Here is a 17,436-nt window from a genome sequence, read left to right as displayed (position 1 = left end):
TTTAAAATTTACACAAAAAGGAGTTTTATAAAATGGGTAGAGATGAAAAAGATTATAAACCAGATTGTTCAAATAATAATCAATGTGATTGTGATTTATGTCATACTATTAATGTAGATCCGGTAGATATGGAAAAACATGGTGCTAAATTACTAACTGTAAGAATACAAGTAAATAACGTATGCTTTGGAAAACAGGTATGTGTTGCATGCATTATATATAATAAGTGCCATAAAATACTCGCTTTTAGAGGTTTTTGCACAACATTATGTAAAGATGATGGATGCAATCCATGTGGTACTATTCGCCGTAAACTAGTATTTGTACTTCCAGCGGATATTGAAGACCCTGAAGAATTAGACGTTCGTTGTGCAGCCAATTATATATATCCATGTGAGTAAACCAATTAGGTACCTATATAAAGGGATAGTGAGGACATTCATTATCCCTTTTTTATTGAAATTAGAGATATGTAAATAATTAAATTTGTTCAATGTTAAAATTTGCAATAGAAATTGTGTGTCTAAATATGGTATAATATAAACTTATGAGTTAAAAATATATTTAAGTTATGCTTAAAAATTATATATGAAACAAGAGAGGAAGTTAAAATGAGTAACATAAAATTTGAGGAATTTAATATTAGTGAAGAAATATTAAAAGCAATTGTTAATTTAGGATATAAAAACCCTTCAGAGGTTCAAGCTGCGGTAATACCTATAGCTCTAAAAGGTAGTGATATAATAGTAAAATCACAAACGGGTAGCGGAAAAACAGCAGCTTTTGCTATTCCGCTTTGTGAAAGTGCAGATATAGAGGAAACAGAGCCTCAAGCATTAGTATTAACACCTACTAGAGAACTAGCACTTCAAGTAAGCCAGGATATAACACAAATAGGTAGGTATAAAAAAATTAGGGCCATAGCCGTTTTCGGTAAACAACCTATAGCAATGCAAGTAAAACAGTTAAAACAAAGAGTGCACGTAGTAGTTGGTACGCCTGGAAGGACCCTAGATCATATTGAAAGAGGCACTATTAATCTAGCCAAGGTAAAATATTTAATATTAGACGAAGCAGATGAAATGCTTAGCATGGGATTTATAGAACAAGTAGAAGCGGTTATCAAAGCTGTTCCCAAAAATAGAGTTACTATGTTATTTTCAGCTACAATACCAGAATCTATTGAAGCAATTTGCGCTAAATATATGGTGAAACCTGTTAAAATAGAAATAAATCCTGAGAATTTGACCGTTGATAAAATTGATCAAGTTTGCTATGAGGTAGAGGAAGATAAGAAATTCAGTGCGCTTAAGAGAATACTTTATATTGAGAGTCCAGATTCTTGCATAGTATTTTGTAGAACAAAAGAAAACGTTGATTCAATAACTGCTCAAATGAAAAATCGTTATTATTCATGTATTAAAATACATGGAGGAATGCTTCAAAATGATAGATTAGATGCCATGGAAAGATTTAAAAAAGGTGAATTTAGATTTTTAGTGGCAACAGATGTTGCTGCAAGAGGTATTGATGTGGAAGGCATAACTCATATTATAAATTATGATTTACCACTAGAAAAAGGTAATTACGTACATAGAATAGGTAGGACAGGACGTGCAGGAAAAAAAGGAAAAGCTATAACCTTTGCAACTCACTATGAAGGCAAATTCTTACAAGCCATAGAACAGTATATTGGTATGGAGATACCAAAAGCAGAAGTTCCAACAAAAGAAGAATCAGAACCGTTCAGGCAGGCATTTTATGAAAAACATGATGCTAAGCCTATTCTTAAAAAGACTAAAGCATCTAATTTTAGTAGTGATATAATGAAATTATATCTCAGTGCAGGTAAAAAGAAAAAAATAAGGACTGTAGATATTGTAGGAACTATTTGCAATATTGAAGGTGTTACTTCTGAGGATATAGGCATTATCGATATTCAAGATAACTTCTCTCATGTAGATATTATGGGCGGAAAGGGCAAGTTAGTATTAGAAGCCCTTAAAAATGGAACAATAAAGGGAAAAGCTATTAGGGTGGAAAAAGCGAATAAATAGCAATTATCAGGTCAATTTATTAGATGCTATGAAATAATATAAGGTAGATAATCTAATTATCTACCTTATATTATTTAGCTATTATAACAAAAATAACTAGTGATTATTAAAATTTTTAATTTGGTGTTTATTGAGAATAAAACATAAAAATTATTACAATAATAATACTTTAACGGTTTTACTTTACTATATAAAATTAATATCAACCAGTAAACTATTAAACTTTCTATTATTGTACGTATAAAATAATGGCACACTGGAATATATTTTATTAACTAGGGAATTATAAATTTGTTTATAATCATAATTTAAATATTCTTTAATATGTGTTAAAATATAAAAGTTGTGGGAAAGATTTAGTAAAGGGTGACTTTCTTAAAACAAACAAGTAGGTGATATTAAGTATATCAATGATAATATAATCAAACCATAATATTACCTGTTAAAAAGGAGAGCTAAAATGAAAACATTTCAGGAATTAGTTAATGAGACTTTAGAGGTTGAAGATTTAGAGGAATTAGAATCAGCAGCAGATTTATTTCAGTTTGGTATTGAAAAAGGGCATTACAATAAACGTCAAGCAGATCAATTTAACATTACATATTGGAAAATGAAAAATAAGTACTTAGCCTATGAAATTGCCAAAGAAATAAAAGGTAACAAATTAGATATAATTAGTATGGTTACTAGCGCTCCAAATGAGATAAAAGAGAACAAAAAAGAACTTATGAATTATGTTAATGGGCGAGTTAAGGCATTAAAGGGTAAAATGAATGGTATGAAATAGCATTGCTATTTTGGAAAAATAAAAAAAAGGGTACATATTGTTATAAGCAAATGAGCTTGTAACAATATGTACCCTTTATTCATACAAATCGCCTGCAAGTTTTTCCAATGCATTTATATTTAAAATTACAATAGAATTTTTTTCCTTTCTTATTATCTTTTCAACGCATAATTTATTTATAGTTCTGATTAAATGTCTATAGCTTGTACCAAGCAAATCTGCCATTTCTGTAAATTTATCTGTTATTATTCCGCCATCTAAATTTGAATATTCACTATTTTCTGGTGCAATAGCAAGTAGATAACTTGATAATCTGTTTTCTAGGGGATAGAGTATATTTATTGAACTGGCGATAGAAGAGCTCATAAATTTTTTGCCAAGGCTCCTGCACATACACTTTAGAAAAGTTGGATCATCAACAGCATATTTTCTTATATTACTCATAGATATTCCAATGCACAAACATTCAGTTATTGCTTCAATGTTTGAACTAGCTGTATTGCAATCAATAAATTCCGCTTCTCCAATTATATTTAGGGGTTTATATAATCGAAAAAGTAGAGATTTACCATTTTTCAGGACGGTATATACTTTTATTTTACCTTCTACAAGAAAATAGAAATAATCTACCTGTTCATTTGTTTTGAAAAGGTGGATTCCTTTATCAAAAATATGTAGCTCCATATATTTTTTCATATCTACTCCGAAGAAATCTTCAATATTATATTTTTCTATGTAATTATCTAATTTAGTTTGATTATATATACGTTTCACTTAAGTGGCCTCCTCGTAGTAATCTGGAAAGAAAAAATGATTTATAATGTATCTAAGACTTATTATAATTGTTTATTTTAGTTTTGTATAATAAATTAATGGGAATATGACATGTGTCCTATAGAACTAGAAATTTTTATGCTAGTCTTATCAAAGAAGTGTAATGAACAATTAGAGAACGGAGGAAATTAAATGTATAAAGCGTCTGCAATATTTATAGGTATAATAATCACCATAATGGTAACGTTTAACGGTGTTTTGGTAAATTATACAGATCAATATCAAGCATTATTAATAATTCATATAGTAGGGCTTATTGCTGTAATTATTATTTTAATAATAAAAAAAGAAAAGGTTAAGATAACTAAGAACATTCCAATTTACTTATTTAGTGGTGGGTTAATAGGAGTTTGGGTGGTGTTTTTGAATAATTTATGCTTCAATATTCTTGGAGCTTCGTTAACATTATCTTTAGGGGTTTTTGGACAATTAACATTAGCTAGCTTTGTAGATCATTATGGCCTGTTTGGCTTGAATGTTTATAAATTTAAAAAGAAAAAAATTATTGGATTTTTAATAGTACTATTGGGGTTAGTTACAATGATATTATATTAGAAAGGGGAGAAAGAATATGTTATATATATTTTTAGCAGCGTTGGGTGGTTGCTTTATTATACTATCTATGATTATAAATTCACATTTATCTAAAAAAATAGGGGTTTTTCAAGGAACTCTTGTAAATTATATTGTAGGATTAGTTACTACTATACTATTGTTTGTTATAGTGAGCAATTTTATAAACTTATCCATTGGCAATTTTACTAAAATACCATTATGGGCTTTTTTAGGTGGAATAATAGGGGTTGCAGTTGTTGCAAGTTCTAACATTGTAATTCCTAAAATTCCTACTATATATACTACTTTACTGATATTCATAGGACAGCTTTTTACAGGTATACTTATTGATTATTTTAGGGCTGGGTTTGTCTCAAAAGGAAAAATTATAGGTGGGGTATTGATCCTCGTAGGATTATTATATAATTCTAATGTTGATAAGAAAGAACTTGTTATATAGTAAATTTTAATAAAGCTAAGTGATTTTGCGAGATAAACTCACATAATCACTTAGCTTTATTTTTATAGTATATATCATTATTTTAAAAATTCTTAAATTTCTTTAAAAAAACTATTGCACATGACGTAACGTAATGTGTTAATATACCTATAGAAGGATAAATCTAAACATATTTATGGTCTAAGTTCCACAAGGGGTGATAACATTGAAAAATTATGAATCACATTTTTTCACAATTGGTGAATTTGCAGAAAAAGCAGGTGTTACCTTAAGAACACTTAGATATTATGATAAAATTAGTTTAATGAAGCCTAGTTCCTACAGCGCGGCAGGGCACAGATTGTATAGTAATCAAGACTTTGCAAGGCTTCAACAAATTTTAACCTTGAAATTTATTGGATTCTCCCTGGACGAAATTAAGAAAATAACTGAAAATGATGTTACTGACGAAAATTTTGTGAAATCTTTAGAAATTCAAAAGAAAATTATGAAACAAAGAGCTGCACATACTTTTATGGTAATTAAGGCTATTGATGAAGCCATTGACATGGAAAACAAACAAAATGTAAGTTGGGATAAATTTACCAACATTATCAATGTAATTAATTCTGATAAAAGGTTAATTGAGCAGTATGAAAACGCATCAAATTTAAGAGCCAGGATAAACATTCATGAGATGTTTAGTGTAAACAAATATGGATGGATGAGATGGTATTTTGATGGGTTAAATCTACCTAACCAATGCAGCATTCTTGAGCTTGGATGTGGAGATGCTAATTTGTGGAAGAAAAATAAAGATAGAATACCTAAAGACCTAGATATTACATTAAGTGATTTTTCAAAAGGAATGTTAAGTGATGCTAAGATAAATTTAGGAAAAAAATCAGAGAATTTTAAGTTTCAAATTATAGATGCGGAGGATATACCTTATGATGAGGGTAGTTTTGACGTTGTAATAGCAAACCATATGCTTTATCATGTAGACGACATTCAAAAGGCGCTGTCAGAAATATATAGAGTATTAAAGCCCGGTGGATATTTTTATTCTTCTACTGTTGGACAAAATCATATGATGGAAATTAGAGACATTATGTCTAAGTTTAAATCAGAAACAATGGATATTAAAAGCTCAGATATTACTTCAAGATTTAAGCTGGAAAATGGTGCTGAAAAATTAAAAAAATGGTTTGATAATATAGAAATGAAAAGATATGAAGATAATTTAATTGTAACAGAGAAAGCACCTATCATTGATTATATGTTCTCGATGCCAGGGAATGTACGTGAAAGTTTTAATAGTGAAAGACTTCAAGAGCTTAACAAATATTTAAAAGACAAAATTACTACAGAAGGTGGAATTTACATAACTAAGGATACAGGTTTTTTTAAAGCACAAAAGAGTATATAACTAAAAATTTCATAAATGCTATATTTTTTAGCTTTTGTGGGTTAATTATAAGATTTAAGTAAAAAATAAATTACAAATAGTTTAAATTTAAAATTTAGTTTGAAAGGTAGGATATATATGAAAATTAAAAATATTCCTTTTTCACCACCAGACATAACAGAGGAAGAGAAAAGGCTCGTAATGGAGGTTTTAGATTCAGGTTGGATTACAACGGGACCAAAGACCATGGAGTTTGAAGATAAAATTGCGAAATATTGCGATGCTAATAATGCAGTAGCACTATCAAGTGCAACTGCGGGTTTAGAACTTATATTAAAGGTTTATAACATTTCAGATGGTGACGAAGTTATTACAACACCTTACACATATACAGCTACAGCAAGTGTAATAGTTCATAGAGGAATTAAACCAACTTTTGTAGATGTTAAAGAAGGTAGCTTTTTAATAGATGAGAAAAAAATGGCTATGGCAATTACGCCTAAAACAAAAGCAATAATTACTGTAGATTTTGCAGGGGTTCCTGTAGATTATGATGCTATAAAAGCAGTGCTTAAGGAAAAAAACAGAGAAGATATTATATTTATATCAGATTCAGCTCATTCATTTGGAGCAACATATAAAGGAAACAAAGTTGGAACGCAGGCTGATTTTCATGTTTACTCCTTCCATGCGGTTAAAAATTTAATAACAGCTGAAGGCGGAGCTATTACCTTTAATGATAATAACTTTAAGGGCAAGGAAGATTTAAAGAAAGAGCTTAAAATTAATTCTCTTCATGGTCAGTCAAAGGATGCTTTGTCTAAGATGAAAGCAGGAGCTTGGAAATATGATATTATTACAGATGGCTTTAAATGTAATATGACAGATATCAATGCAGCTATAGGACTTGCACAGATTGCAAGATATGAAGGAATGCTTACAAAAAGAAGAACTATTTTTGATGTATATACCACAGCTCTTGGGACTAAACCTTGGGCCATAATTCCTTTTACAAAAGATGAAAATAAAGAGACTTCATATCATCTATATCCACTAAGATTAAAAGGATTTACTGAGATTCAAAGAGATGAACTGATACAAAAACTAGCAGATATAGGCATAGCTACCAATGTTCACTTTACACCGCTGCCAATGTTTACACTTTATAAAAATCTTGGTTATTCTATAGAAGATTATCCAAATGCATATAATCAGTATGCAAATGAAATAACCCTTCCAGTATACTCAACACTTAAATTAGAAGATGCGCAGTATGTGGTTAAAGAAGTAATAAGATGTGCTGACGAAATAATGGCTAAACAATAATTATAAATCGGAGGTTATACCATGAAAGTTAAATTTTATACACCTACAAGAGAATATCAGGAGAAAAAAGCAGAATTCGATGCTGCTGTTCTAGGACTTATGGAAAGAGGAGTATCAATGCTTGGGAAAGAGGTAACTGACTTTGAAGAAGCAGTTAAAGAATTTACTGGAGCTAAATATGCAATTGGTGTTGCATCAGGAACAGATGGCTTAGTAATGGCTTCTGACATACTAGGTTTTAAAGAGGGCACGGAAGTAATAACTTCACCCTTTACTTTCCTTGCATCAGCATCTTGCATTGCAAAGAATGGAGCAAAGCCTGTATTCGTTGATATTGATGAAGAAACTTTTAGTATAGATGCCACCAAAATAGAAGAAAAAATAACAAAGGATACTGTAGGAATTATTCCAATCCATTTATTTTCACAAATGGGTGATATGGATAAAATTATGGATATAGCTAGTAGACATAATTTAAGGGTTTTAGAAGACTCTGCGGAATCTTTTGGTATGAGATACAAAGGCAATGGATCAGAATATAAACATGCAGGTACTATAGGAGATTTTGGTGTATTCTCATTCTTCCCTACAAAGACACTAGGAGCATATGGCGATGCAGGTATGATAGTAACCAATGATGACAACTTGGCAAGTCTTGCTAAGATGTACAGAGTTCATGGAGCGTCTAAAAAGTATCATTATGATTTTATTGGATATAATTCAAGACTGGATTCAATGCAAGCTGCTATCTTACAAGTAAAAATAAAATATATAAATGATGCAATTAGTAACAGAGATCGTATTGCAAAATTATATAAAGATAGATTACAAGATTGTGAGTTTATTAAAATACCTACAATTCAAGGAAATCAAAAACCTGTTTATTATGTATTTAACATATTAGCTGAAAGAAGAAATGAACTTTCAGAATATTTAAAAGCAAATGACATAGGAACAAGCATTTATTATCCAATCCCACTTCATCTTCAAAAATGCTTTGAATATTTAGGATACAAAAAAGGTGATTTCCCAGTAGCTGAAAGAATAGCGGAGAACATTATGGCACTTCCTATATATCCAGAGATAACTGAAGAAGAAGTAGAATTTGTTTGTGAAACTATAAAGAAATTCTATAAAAAATAAGATAACCCTGCATGCTTTTCAAAAGAACATTTCCTAATTAGTCCCACTAATTTAGGAAATGTTCTTTTTTTGAAATGAATACAATTATGAATATCTAAGTTATTTAAATCCGAAACTTGGATAATTAGGTTGATATTAGGGGCTTATCTAAGTATAATAGAATTATTGTAGAAATAACTCTATAGGATTTACTCTTTAAATATGGTAGAAGAATTTACAGATTTTACAGATAATATTGGCTCCGATAAATTCAAATAATAATTACTTAATTGAAAGAAAGGTTAGAGGTATAGTCATGAAAGAAGAAACTAAAAAGAAAATAATGGTTATTTTTGGTACTAGACCAGAGGCAACAAAGATGGGAAAAGTAATTCAAGAACTTAAAAAATATCCAAACTGGTTTGAAACAATAGTTATTTCAACTGGTCAGCATAAAGAGCAGTTGTTAAAAGCCCTAAATGCTTTTAATTTAGAGCCAGATATAGACCTTGATATTATGAAAGTACAGCAAACACTTTCTTATGTCACATCTACTGTTATAACAGGCTTAGATGAAATATTTGCTAAGGAAAAGCCGGATTTAGTTTTAGTTCATGGAGATACTCAAACTACCGTAAGTGCTGCACTTGCAGCTACCTATAGTAAAATTCCCGTAGCTCATGTTGAGGCAGGGCTTAGATCATTTAACAAGACTTCACCTTGGCCAGAAGAAATTAACCGTTGTATTATTGATGTTATTTCAAGTGTTTTTTTAGCGCCCACTTCAGTAAATCGAGAGAATTTGTTAAGAGAAGGAATTAATTCAGATTACATATATGTTACTGGCCAAACACAGATTGACTCAGCTATGGCAATGCATGAACCAGACTATTGTTTTCAAGAACCAAGACTGAGAAGTATTGATTATGAAAGGAGAATAGTACTTGTAACGGCACATCGTCGTGAGAATTATGGTGAGCCAATGAAACAGATGTTTAGAGCAATGCGTCGCATAGTTAATGATCATCCAGATATTACTATGATTTATCCTGTGCATTTAAGCCCAATAGTGCAAGAAACAGCTAAATCTATATTATCAAATCATGAGAGGATAATTTTATTAGATCCAATAGATTATCGTGATATGATTAACTTAATATCAAGATCATATCTAGTTATGAGTGATTCAGGTGGACTTCAAGAAGAATGTCCTGTTTTTCATAAACCATTAGTGCTAATGCGCGATACAACAGAAAGACCTGAAGGTGTAGAGTCAGGTGTTACTATATTATGTGGAACCACTGAAGAAGCTATATATGAGGAGACGCATAAGTTATTGATAGATGATGATGAATATACTAGGATAGCAAATGCAAAAAATCCGTTTGGTGATGGTAAAGCTTCTGAACGAATAGTTAATGCACTTGCACACTATTTTGGTTTTGTTCAGGAGCCACCAATAGAGTTTTTACCTTAATTCTGAACTACAGCAAACAGTTGCTACGAGAACAACTATTCCATAGGTATAAAGTAATGTATAATAAATTTAGATATAATATAGAAGCTAAGAAGGAGATAATCATGGATAATGAAATAAAAGAAATGTTAATACAAATGCAAAAGGATATTAAGGATATTAGTTTAAGGCTTGAGAACGTTGAAAAAAATCAAAGCAATGTGGCAAATGCTGAACATAAGAATTGGCATATGCTCGCAGATAAATTAGGGCAATACGATTCAATACTACATAACCTTTATGGAAAAAAGAGTTCTGAAAAAGAAAAATAGTAAGTTGAAATAGTATTATGCACTTAATATTATTAATAAGCTATAAGATATGTGGCTTTAGAAGAAGGGGTTTTATCATTTAGATAAAGCTCTTTTTTATATACTTAAGTTTACTACAGAACTATTTATGGGCTTTGCATAAGGGATGGAAGATTTGTATCCCCGGGTACAGAAGAATTGAACAAGCCTCTTGATAGATAAGTATCCTTAATGATTTACAATCAAAACTAAATATGTTAAAATATGAAAAAGAATGTAAAATATAAGTTGGTATAGGGGTGGTGTTATTATGAGTATCTATATGTTTCATATATTTTTAAACTCTACTGCAATTGCTCCAAGCAAAGACTACTAATAAATTTAGCAGTTTTAGAAAAAGACACAAAGCAATTGGAAAATGGATTAGACACAGTGATAGGTTCTAAGGGAGTAAAACTATCAGGGGGACAATTACAAAGAGTTGCAGCAGCTCGTATGTTTGTACGTAATGCGCAATTAATTGTGGTTGATGATATATCTAGTGCATTAGATATAGAAACAGAAAAAACACTTTGGAGGAGACTTTTTAAAGATAATCTACGGACTTGTATAATTGTATCCAATAAAAGATTTGCAATGGAGCAAGCAGATAACATTATATTAATGAAAGATGGAAACATTGAAGCGCAAGGGAGCTTAATGGATTTATTAGAAGAGTGTAAAGAAATGCAGGAAATATGGAACTGAAAAACTATAACGTTGATTTACACATGGATTGATTTCTCTTATCGGAATAAAATAGTACAACAATATAATAAATATAGAAAAAAACGACAAGTTTTATTATTTGTCGTTTTTTCTTGCAATTAATTTTAAATTCTTCATGTAGATTTTTATAGAAGACCTTACCTTGTAGATTTCTGCTGCTGTAAGTAATGTTGCTGGTCCTAATATAGATAAAAAATTAATTACTTCCGTACCTTCCTGCGTAACACCTTTAGCATATACGCAATTCTGGTTTAGTAATATACCGCCCATTATACAACCTATTATAGTTGGGGTTTTATTAAATTTAGTATCCTTTAGTTTTGATTTAAAGATAGAATTATTAATGATATTTACTACGGATTGTCTGGGGTAACTTAGATTTATTGTTTTTAATATAATAAAGACCCCCTAAAAACATATATTAATTATAGTATATGAAATTAAGTGTTAAGTGACATAGATATAATAAAAAAATAAAAGCAATACAATAAAAATCTAAACTAAGTATAAAAGACTAATAAACTTTAATCAGTATCTTGCAATGTATAATAGCCTGTGTTATCATACAATTAAGGTAAAAAATTCAAAAGAAGGTGAATTAATGAATGTACAATTTAAAAAGGGTGTTCTTGAATTATGTGTGTTATCCGTGCTTGATGGTAGAGATTGTTACGGATATGAACTTGTAAATGAAATTTCGCAAGATATAGATATATCAGAAGGAACCATATATCCTTTGCTTAGGAGATTAAAAAGTGATGGGTTTGTAACTACTTATCTTCAAGAATCACAAGAAGGACCACCAAGGAAATATTATAGCATTACGCAGCTGGGGAAAAATACAAAAGAAGATTTAAAAAATGAGTGGTTAGATTTTGTAATCACAGTGAGCAAAGTTTTAAAAATAGAATAATAATGGGGGCAAAAATATGAATAAAAATGAATTTATGAAAGAACTTTCAAGAAACTTAACTAATGTTCCTGAAGAGGAAAAACAAGATATTTCAACGGATTATGATGAATATTTTACCATAGGTATAGAACAAGGGAGAAGTGAAGAAAACATAGCATTATCTCTTGGAGAACCTAAAACTATTGCAAAACAGTTAAGAGCAAATTATATGATTGAGAAAGCACAAAATACAAAATCTTCAAGAAATATTGGTAGAGCTGTTATTGCAGCAGTTGGCTTAGGATTTTTTAATATAATATTGTTAGGACCGTTTATAGCTATTGTTGGAGTACTTATAGCATTATATGCAACAGCTTTTGGATTCACCATAAGTGGAGTAGGGGCAGTTTTAGGGACATTTCTTAAATCAATATTTCCACAGTATATATCCATGGATGTAAACTGGGTAATAAGTATTTCAATGGGTATAGGTCTCAGTGCTTTAGGTGCTTTAATGTTTATGGGTTGTAAACATCTAACCAGATGGCTATATAAAGAGACTATTAAATATTTAAAAACAAATATCAAAATAATTAATGGGAAAGAGGGGCAAAACTATGAAAGAATTTAATGAGAAAAAAATTATAAAGGGATTAATAATTATAGTGATGTGTTCAATAATACTAGGGGGCATAGGGTACGTCCTTGAGTATAAACTCGGAATTATAAAATCCGGTAATGAAATAGCACAGGTAAATACTAACTCATCTAGTGATAAATTTAATATTAATACTACAAAGGAATTTAGCAAAGAAAATATTAAAACTATAAATGTAGAAACGGTAAGCACAGATGTAAATATTATCACTACCAAAGAAGATAAAATAAAAGTTCATTTTTATGGTAATACAAAATCGAAAAAAACAGTAGCATATTTAGAAACCAATCTAAATGAGGATAATTTAGATATATTAATAAAGTATCCTGTTTTTATGTTAAGTCTAAACGGAAGTATGAAAGCAAAGTTAGATATATATATTCCGGAAAGGTATAAAAACAATTTAAAAATAGATACAACCTCAGGGGATGCTATTATAGGAAACCTGCAGTTAGATAAATTTAAATTTGATACAACATCAGGAGATGCTAAGATAAACGTATTAACAACTAATGAAACAATATTTGACAGTACTTCTGGTGAAGTAAATGTAAAATCTCTATTAAGCAAAAAAAATGAATTTGATACAACTTCAGGAGATATAAAAATAGAAAATATTACAGGAGATATATTAGGAGAATCAGTTTCAGGCTCATTTAAATTTAATTATAAAGACTTTGGAAATGATATTAATATAGATACTACTTCTGGTGATGTGGAATTAAAACTTCCTAAAAAATCAGAGTTTAAATTGGATTTTGATAGTACGTCAGGTGATCTTAAAAATGACTTTCCTATAACAGTAACAGGAGAAGCGGATAAGCATGAAATTAAAGGAACTGTAGGTAATGGAAATAAAACAATAAAAATAGACACAACTTCAGGTAATGTTACTATTAATGCTTTGGGTCAGTAAAAAAACCAGGAATTTAGAGAAGAATATCTTCCTGAATTCCTGGTTTTTTCTAGAATTCTTATTTGAATATTCTATAAGGTTTTTGTTTGATTAATAAAAAACATGATAAGTATATTAAATTATATTTCAGGTGTAATGTATGATTAATGCTTTAGTATAGAGTTTTTCAACCTTATATTATTTATAATTGTATTCAAATAAAGTTGTTGCTATTTTGTAACTGGATTATACCTAATTTGTAAACCTTTTTATAAATACACATGATACTATTGGTATATAAAGTAATGAATTTTAATGGAGGAATAACTATGAAAAATAAAAGATTAACTCTATCATCTATACTTTTAGGCTCACTTATTATTGCAGGGTCTACAATAAGCGCTCAAGGTATTACAATACCGAAACAACCAAACTATAAAATAGGTTCACCTATATCAATACCTGAACTAAAATTAAGTAAAAACACTTATGTTTCAGATTATAAATACGTTGATATAACAGGTGATAAAATAAAAGACAATGTGATTTTAACAGGAACAAAAACAAATAAGGATGATATATATTTTGAGAACTTAAATATAATAGTTCAAAATGGAAAGACTAAAAAATTTATAAAATCATCCTTAGGAAAAGATAGTGGTGGATATCAATCTACAATATTTTTAGGCGATTTTAATGAAGATAGAACGCCTGATATATTTGTAAAAATGCCAACGGGTGGAAGCGGTGGAATAATCGAATATTCTATTGTTAATCTTAAGGAAAATAAGCTAAGTGTACTTTGGGATAGCAAAAAAAGTAGCAGTGAAATAGATTTAACAGGTAAGTTTGAAGATAACTTTATGGCAAGCTTAAGTAGCAAAAATTTAAATAAAACTTTTCAAATTGATTTATCACCTAATAAACAGCAATATATAGAATTAAATATATATGATAAAGATGGAAAATCAAAAGAAAACATTGAACCATGGTTGAATGGATTTGGAGAATTAACACCAGTAGACACAGATAAAAATGGGACATATGAACTAATTGCTTCTCAACGCATAGTGGGAACATGTAATGCAGATACACTTGGATATTTACAATCTGAGTGGAAATGGGATGGTAAAAATATAAAACTAGCTGCTGATAAAGTAAGTTTAAAACATGTTTTTGCTCAAACTGAGGCCGATGTTAATGGAAATGGAATAAAAGAGTTTATAAGCTTAACAGGCATCTCTGATCTTAATTTATCTGGTCTTTATGTAGATAATATATGTCTTGAGGTTTATGATTCTAAAACTAACAAGGTTAAGGAAATTCCTGTTAGTAAAAACAATTCTGGATATACTCCAACATTGTTTGCAGGAGATTTAAACAATGATAAAGCTTACGAATTACTTGTTACTATTCCAAGTGGCGGAAGTGGTGGGATGCAAGCATATAGCTTAATATCATTAAAAGATAATAAGGTTACTAATTTACTTGATCAAGAGAAATTTAACTATGGATTAGAATATGATGTTCAATTTAAAGATGGGTTCAAAGTTGATGTTAATGTTAAAGAAAGTAATAAAACCTATTCATTAGATATAAGTAGTATGAAAGATGTCTATATAGAATTTAATCTATATAATAAGGAAGGAAAACTTATGCAAAACACTTCTGGTATGAGAAATCCATTAAGCGATGTTGAGATTAAAGCTGTTAATGGTAAATATCAACTAATAAGTTCTCAAAGAGTAATCGGAACAAGTAATGCGGAAACTCTTGGATACGTTAAAGGAATCTGGGATATACAAAAGGATGGAATTAAACTTGTTAATGTGGAGGTTGTGAATCCTTAGGTATATAATATCTGAAGAATTCTGACTTAGTGTTCATATTAGACGTTACAAGCTATATAAGTTTGTGACGTTTTTATTTTGCTACGATTTAGGAAACTATGGTGCAGTAAAGTTTGGACTTTTCCAATTTTTACTGTTAAATTATATGATGGTAACAATGATTAGGAATCATTATTTATTGTGATTTATAGAAAGAATTTTAATGTAGAGGAGTATAATAAAACTAAAATTTTACCAAGTATAATTTACAATAAATTAAGCAAAATATTATTTAGAGTTAATATAAATTTACTTTCTCTGAATAGGAGGAATTTATTATGCAAAGAGGGGTATCAGGTTTTTTAGGCGGTGTATTAGGAGGGTTTATTATGTTAGTAATAAACTTTGGAGAAACAGGAACAAATTCTGTTTCAAGTTGGATTATGCATATATTGATTACTGGTTTTGTTGGTTGGATAATATCGAAAATATTATCCAAAAAATTCACAATTAACTTTATTTATTCAGGAACAATTACAGGTATAGTTTTATGGTTACTAATAAACATTGTGTTTATGCTTTCAGGAACAATTACGCCCACATGGTCAAGGGGATTAGGTACATTTATAGTAAGCTTTTTTTCATACATTATACTTGGAATAGTAATCACAGCCACTATTTCTAAATCACAAGTAAAAGTGACTAAATAGCCACTTTTATTTTATGTTATGTTGATAATATTTCTTTTGTGCATTACTATTATATACATTGATAACACTTGATTTAAGCAAAATATACTATAGCTTATAGCTTTGGTCAATATTATAAGTTATAATAGTAAGTATTATAAGGGAGTGATTAAGTGTCAAAAATAATTATTATTGGAGGAGGACCAGCAGGGATGATGGCAGCTGTTGCAGCTTCATCAAAACACGATGTGGTACTCATTGAAAAGAATGAAAAATTAGGAAGGAAACTTTATATAACTGGTAAGGGTAGATGCAATATTACAAATGCGAAGGATATAGGTGATTTTTTTGAAAATATACCATGTAATCCGCATTTTTTATATAGTTCACTATATTCATTTACTAATGAAGATACAATGAATTTCTTCAAAGAATTGGGAGTTAACCTTAAAGTCGAAAGAGGAGATAGAGTATTTCCTGAGTCAGATAAGTCTTCAGATATTATAAAAGCCTTTAATATGGAATTAAAAAATAAAAATGTTGAAGTGCTATTAAACACAAAAGTTAAAAAATTAATTAGAGATAATCAAAAAATTGCTGGAGTTGAGCTTTCTGATGGAAGTATACTATTAGGGGATTATTTTATCTTATGTACTGGTGGTCTATCATATCCGCAAACAGGTTCATCTGGAGAAGGGTTATCCTATGCTCGCGTTTTAGGACATAATATAATTAAACCTAGACCATCTCTTGTACCAATAGAGGTTGAGGAGACGTGGATTCCGGATGTACAAGGTCTTTCTCTAAAAAATGTAGAATTGAGGATTACTGATAGTAAAAATAAAAGTATATATAAAGAATTTGGAGAAATGCTTTTTACTCATTATGGTATTTCAGGACCTATTGTTTTAAGTGGCAGTAGTTTTGTGAAAGAAGGAGTAAAATTAAAAGCTTTTATAAATCTAAAACCAGCTTTAAGTGAAGTTGAGCTTGATAAGCGAATTCAAAGTGATTTCTTAAAATATGCAAACAAAGATTTTAAGAACTCATTAAATGATTTACTTCCTAGTAAATTAATTAATACAATAATTCAATTATCTAATATTGATGAAAATAAAAAAGTAAATTCTATTACTAAAGAAGAAAGAAAAGTTCTAGTGAATTTACTTCAAAATTTACCTCTTAACATAAAGGGGCTTCGCCCAATAGAAGAAGCAATTATAACCAGTGGTGGAGTAGACACGTTGCAAATAGATGCTTCTACTATGAAATCAAAGGTAATTGATAATCTTTATTTTGCAGGCGAAATGATAGATGTAGATGCATATACAGGAGGTTATAACCTTCAAATAGCATTATCCACAGGCTATTTAGCTGGAAATAATGTAGGGGAAAACTAATATTATCATG

The 17,436-nt window shown here is 29.7% G+C and carries 19 protein-coding genes; 17 read left to right on the top strand and 2 right to left on the bottom strand.

Annotated features, from left to right (window positions below):
- Nucleotides 1–32 precede the first annotated feature (32 nt).
- From ACREV6_RS13500 to ACREV6_RS13490, 3 genes are all read left to right on the top strand, one after another.
- Nucleotides 33–401, top strand: coding sequence for a hypothetical protein (locus tag ACREV6_RS13500; RefSeq protein ID WP_431578556.1), 369 nt, complete (start codon nucleotides 33–35; stop codon nucleotides 399–401).
- Nucleotides 402–611: 210 nt separating this feature from the next.
- Entirely contained in the window at nucleotides 612–2,057 is a 1,446-nt protein-coding gene (locus ACREV6_RS13495) for a DEAD/DEAH box helicase (protein ID WP_431578555.1), read from the top strand.
- 460 nt (nucleotides 2,058–2,517) lie between these two features.
- The gene (locus tag ACREV6_RS13490; protein ID WP_431578554.1) at nucleotides 2,518–2,844 is read left to right on the top strand and encodes a hypothetical protein; all 327 of its coding nucleotides are present in this window, start codon (nucleotides 2,518–2,520) and stop codon (nucleotides 2,842–2,844) included.
- A gap of 75 nt (nucleotides 2,845–2,919) precedes the next feature.
- Here the strand turns inward: ACREV6_RS13490 and ACREV6_RS13485 are convergent, their stop codons facing one another.
- Entirely contained in the window at nucleotides 2,920–3,618 is a 699-nt protein-coding gene (locus tag ACREV6_RS13485; protein WP_431578553.1) for a cyclic nucleotide-binding domain-containing protein, read from the bottom strand.
- A 192-nt stretch (nucleotides 3,619–3,810) separates the two neighbouring features.
- Here ACREV6_RS13485 and ACREV6_RS13480 point away from each other — a divergent pair, with 192 nt between their 5' ends.
- The 8 genes from ACREV6_RS13480 to ACREV6_RS13445 all read left to right on the top strand — a co-directional run bounded on the left by ACREV6_RS13480 (nucleotide 3,811) and on the right by ACREV6_RS13445 (nucleotide 11,042).
- Entirely contained in the window at nucleotides 3,811–4,233 is a 423-nt protein-coding gene (locus tag ACREV6_RS13480; RefSeq protein ID WP_431578552.1) for a DMT family transporter, read from the top strand.
- A gap of 16 nt (nucleotides 4,234–4,249) precedes the next feature.
- Nucleotides 4,250–4,693, top strand: coding sequence for a DMT family transporter (locus ACREV6_RS13475; RefSeq protein WP_431578551.1), 444 nt, complete (start codon nucleotides 4,250–4,252; stop codon nucleotides 4,691–4,693).
- A 205-nt stretch (nucleotides 4,694–4,898) separates the two neighbouring features.
- A complete protein-coding gene (locus ACREV6_RS13470) occupies nucleotides 4,899–6,101 on the top strand; it encodes a MerR family transcriptional regulator (RefSeq protein ID WP_431578550.1) in 1,203 nt (400 codons plus the stop codon).
- 123 nt (nucleotides 6,102–6,224) lie between these two features.
- Nucleotides 6,225–7,406: a DegT/DnrJ/EryC1/StrS family aminotransferase gene (locus tag ACREV6_RS13465; RefSeq protein WP_431578579.1), complete on the top strand. Its 1,182-nt coding sequence runs from the start codon at nucleotides 6,225–6,227 to the stop codon at nucleotides 7,404–7,406.
- A 21-nt stretch (nucleotides 7,407–7,427) separates the two neighbouring features.
- Nucleotides 7,428–8,549: a DegT/DnrJ/EryC1/StrS family aminotransferase gene (locus ACREV6_RS13460; protein WP_431578549.1), complete on the top strand. Its 1,122-nt coding sequence runs from the start codon at nucleotides 7,428–7,430 to the stop codon at nucleotides 8,547–8,549.
- Between the two features lie 295 nt (nucleotides 8,550–8,844).
- Complete coding sequence (gene wecB / locus ACREV6_RS13455) at nucleotides 8,845–10,005, top strand: non-hydrolyzing UDP-N-acetylglucosamine 2-epimerase (RefSeq protein WP_431578548.1); 1,161 nt, start codon at nucleotides 8,845–8,847, stop codon at nucleotides 10,003–10,005.
- A 104-nt stretch (nucleotides 10,006–10,109) separates the two neighbouring features.
- Nucleotides 10,110–10,316, top strand: coding sequence for a hypothetical protein (locus ACREV6_RS13450; RefSeq protein ID WP_431578547.1), 207 nt, complete (start codon nucleotides 10,110–10,112; stop codon nucleotides 10,314–10,316).
- A gap of 390 nt (nucleotides 10,317–10,706) precedes the next feature.
- A complete protein-coding gene (locus ACREV6_RS13445) occupies nucleotides 10,707–11,042 on the top strand; it encodes a hypothetical protein (RefSeq protein WP_431578546.1) in 336 nt (111 codons plus the stop codon).
- Nucleotides 11,043–11,138: 96 nt separating this feature from the next.
- Here ACREV6_RS13445 and ACREV6_RS13440 read toward each other — a convergent pair whose 3' ends face one another.
- Nucleotides 11,139–11,333: a hypothetical protein gene (locus ACREV6_RS13440; protein WP_431578545.1), complete on the bottom strand. Its 195-nt coding sequence runs from the start codon at nucleotides 11,331–11,333 to the stop codon at nucleotides 11,139–11,141.
- A gap of 331 nt (nucleotides 11,334–11,664) precedes the next feature.
- Here ACREV6_RS13440 and ACREV6_RS13435 point away from each other — a divergent pair, with 331 nt between their 5' ends.
- From ACREV6_RS13435 to ACREV6_RS13410, 6 genes are all read left to right on the top strand, one after another.
- Nucleotides 11,665–11,976 (top strand): PadR family transcriptional regulator, encoded by a 312-nt coding sequence (locus tag ACREV6_RS13435; protein WP_431578544.1) that lies wholly within the window; start codon nucleotides 11,665–11,667, stop codon nucleotides 11,974–11,976.
- 16 nt (nucleotides 11,977–11,992) lie between these two features.
- Nucleotides 11,993–12,586 (top strand): HAAS signaling domain-containing protein, encoded by a 594-nt coding sequence (locus ACREV6_RS13430; RefSeq protein WP_431578543.1) that lies wholly within the window; start codon nucleotides 11,993–11,995, stop codon nucleotides 12,584–12,586.
- Nucleotides 12,573–13,529: a DUF4097 family beta strand repeat-containing protein gene (locus ACREV6_RS13425; protein ID WP_431578542.1), complete on the top strand. Its 957-nt coding sequence runs from the start codon at nucleotides 12,573–12,575 to the stop codon at nucleotides 13,527–13,529. The genes ACREV6_RS13430 and ACREV6_RS13425 overlap by 14 nt, the downstream gene beginning before the upstream one ends.
- Nucleotides 13,530–13,837: 308 nt before the next feature.
- Nucleotides 13,838–15,358 (top strand): YybI family spore inner coat protein, encoded by a 1,521-nt coding sequence (locus ACREV6_RS13420; RefSeq protein ID WP_431578541.1) that lies wholly within the window; start codon nucleotides 13,838–13,840, stop codon nucleotides 15,356–15,358.
- 317 nt (nucleotides 15,359–15,675) lie between these two features.
- Nucleotides 15,676–16,047 (top strand): hypothetical protein, encoded by a 372-nt coding sequence (locus ACREV6_RS13415; RefSeq protein ID WP_431578540.1) that lies wholly within the window; start codon nucleotides 15,676–15,678, stop codon nucleotides 16,045–16,047.
- 152 nt (nucleotides 16,048–16,199) lie between these two features.
- Nucleotides 16,200–17,426, top strand: coding sequence for a BaiN/RdsA family NAD(P)/FAD-dependent oxidoreductase (locus ACREV6_RS13410; protein WP_431578539.1), 1,227 nt, complete (start codon nucleotides 16,200–16,202; stop codon nucleotides 17,424–17,426).
- The last annotated feature ends 10 nt before the right edge of the window (nucleotides 17,427–17,436 follow it).

The organism is Clostridium sp. (assembly GCF_050717515.1).
Classification (GTDB): Bacteria; Bacillota; Clostridia; order Clostridiales; family Clostridiaceae; genus Clostridium_AD.
The sequence above is the reverse complement of the archived record's forward strand: the minus strand, read 5'-3'. Positions and strand labels throughout refer to the sequence as shown.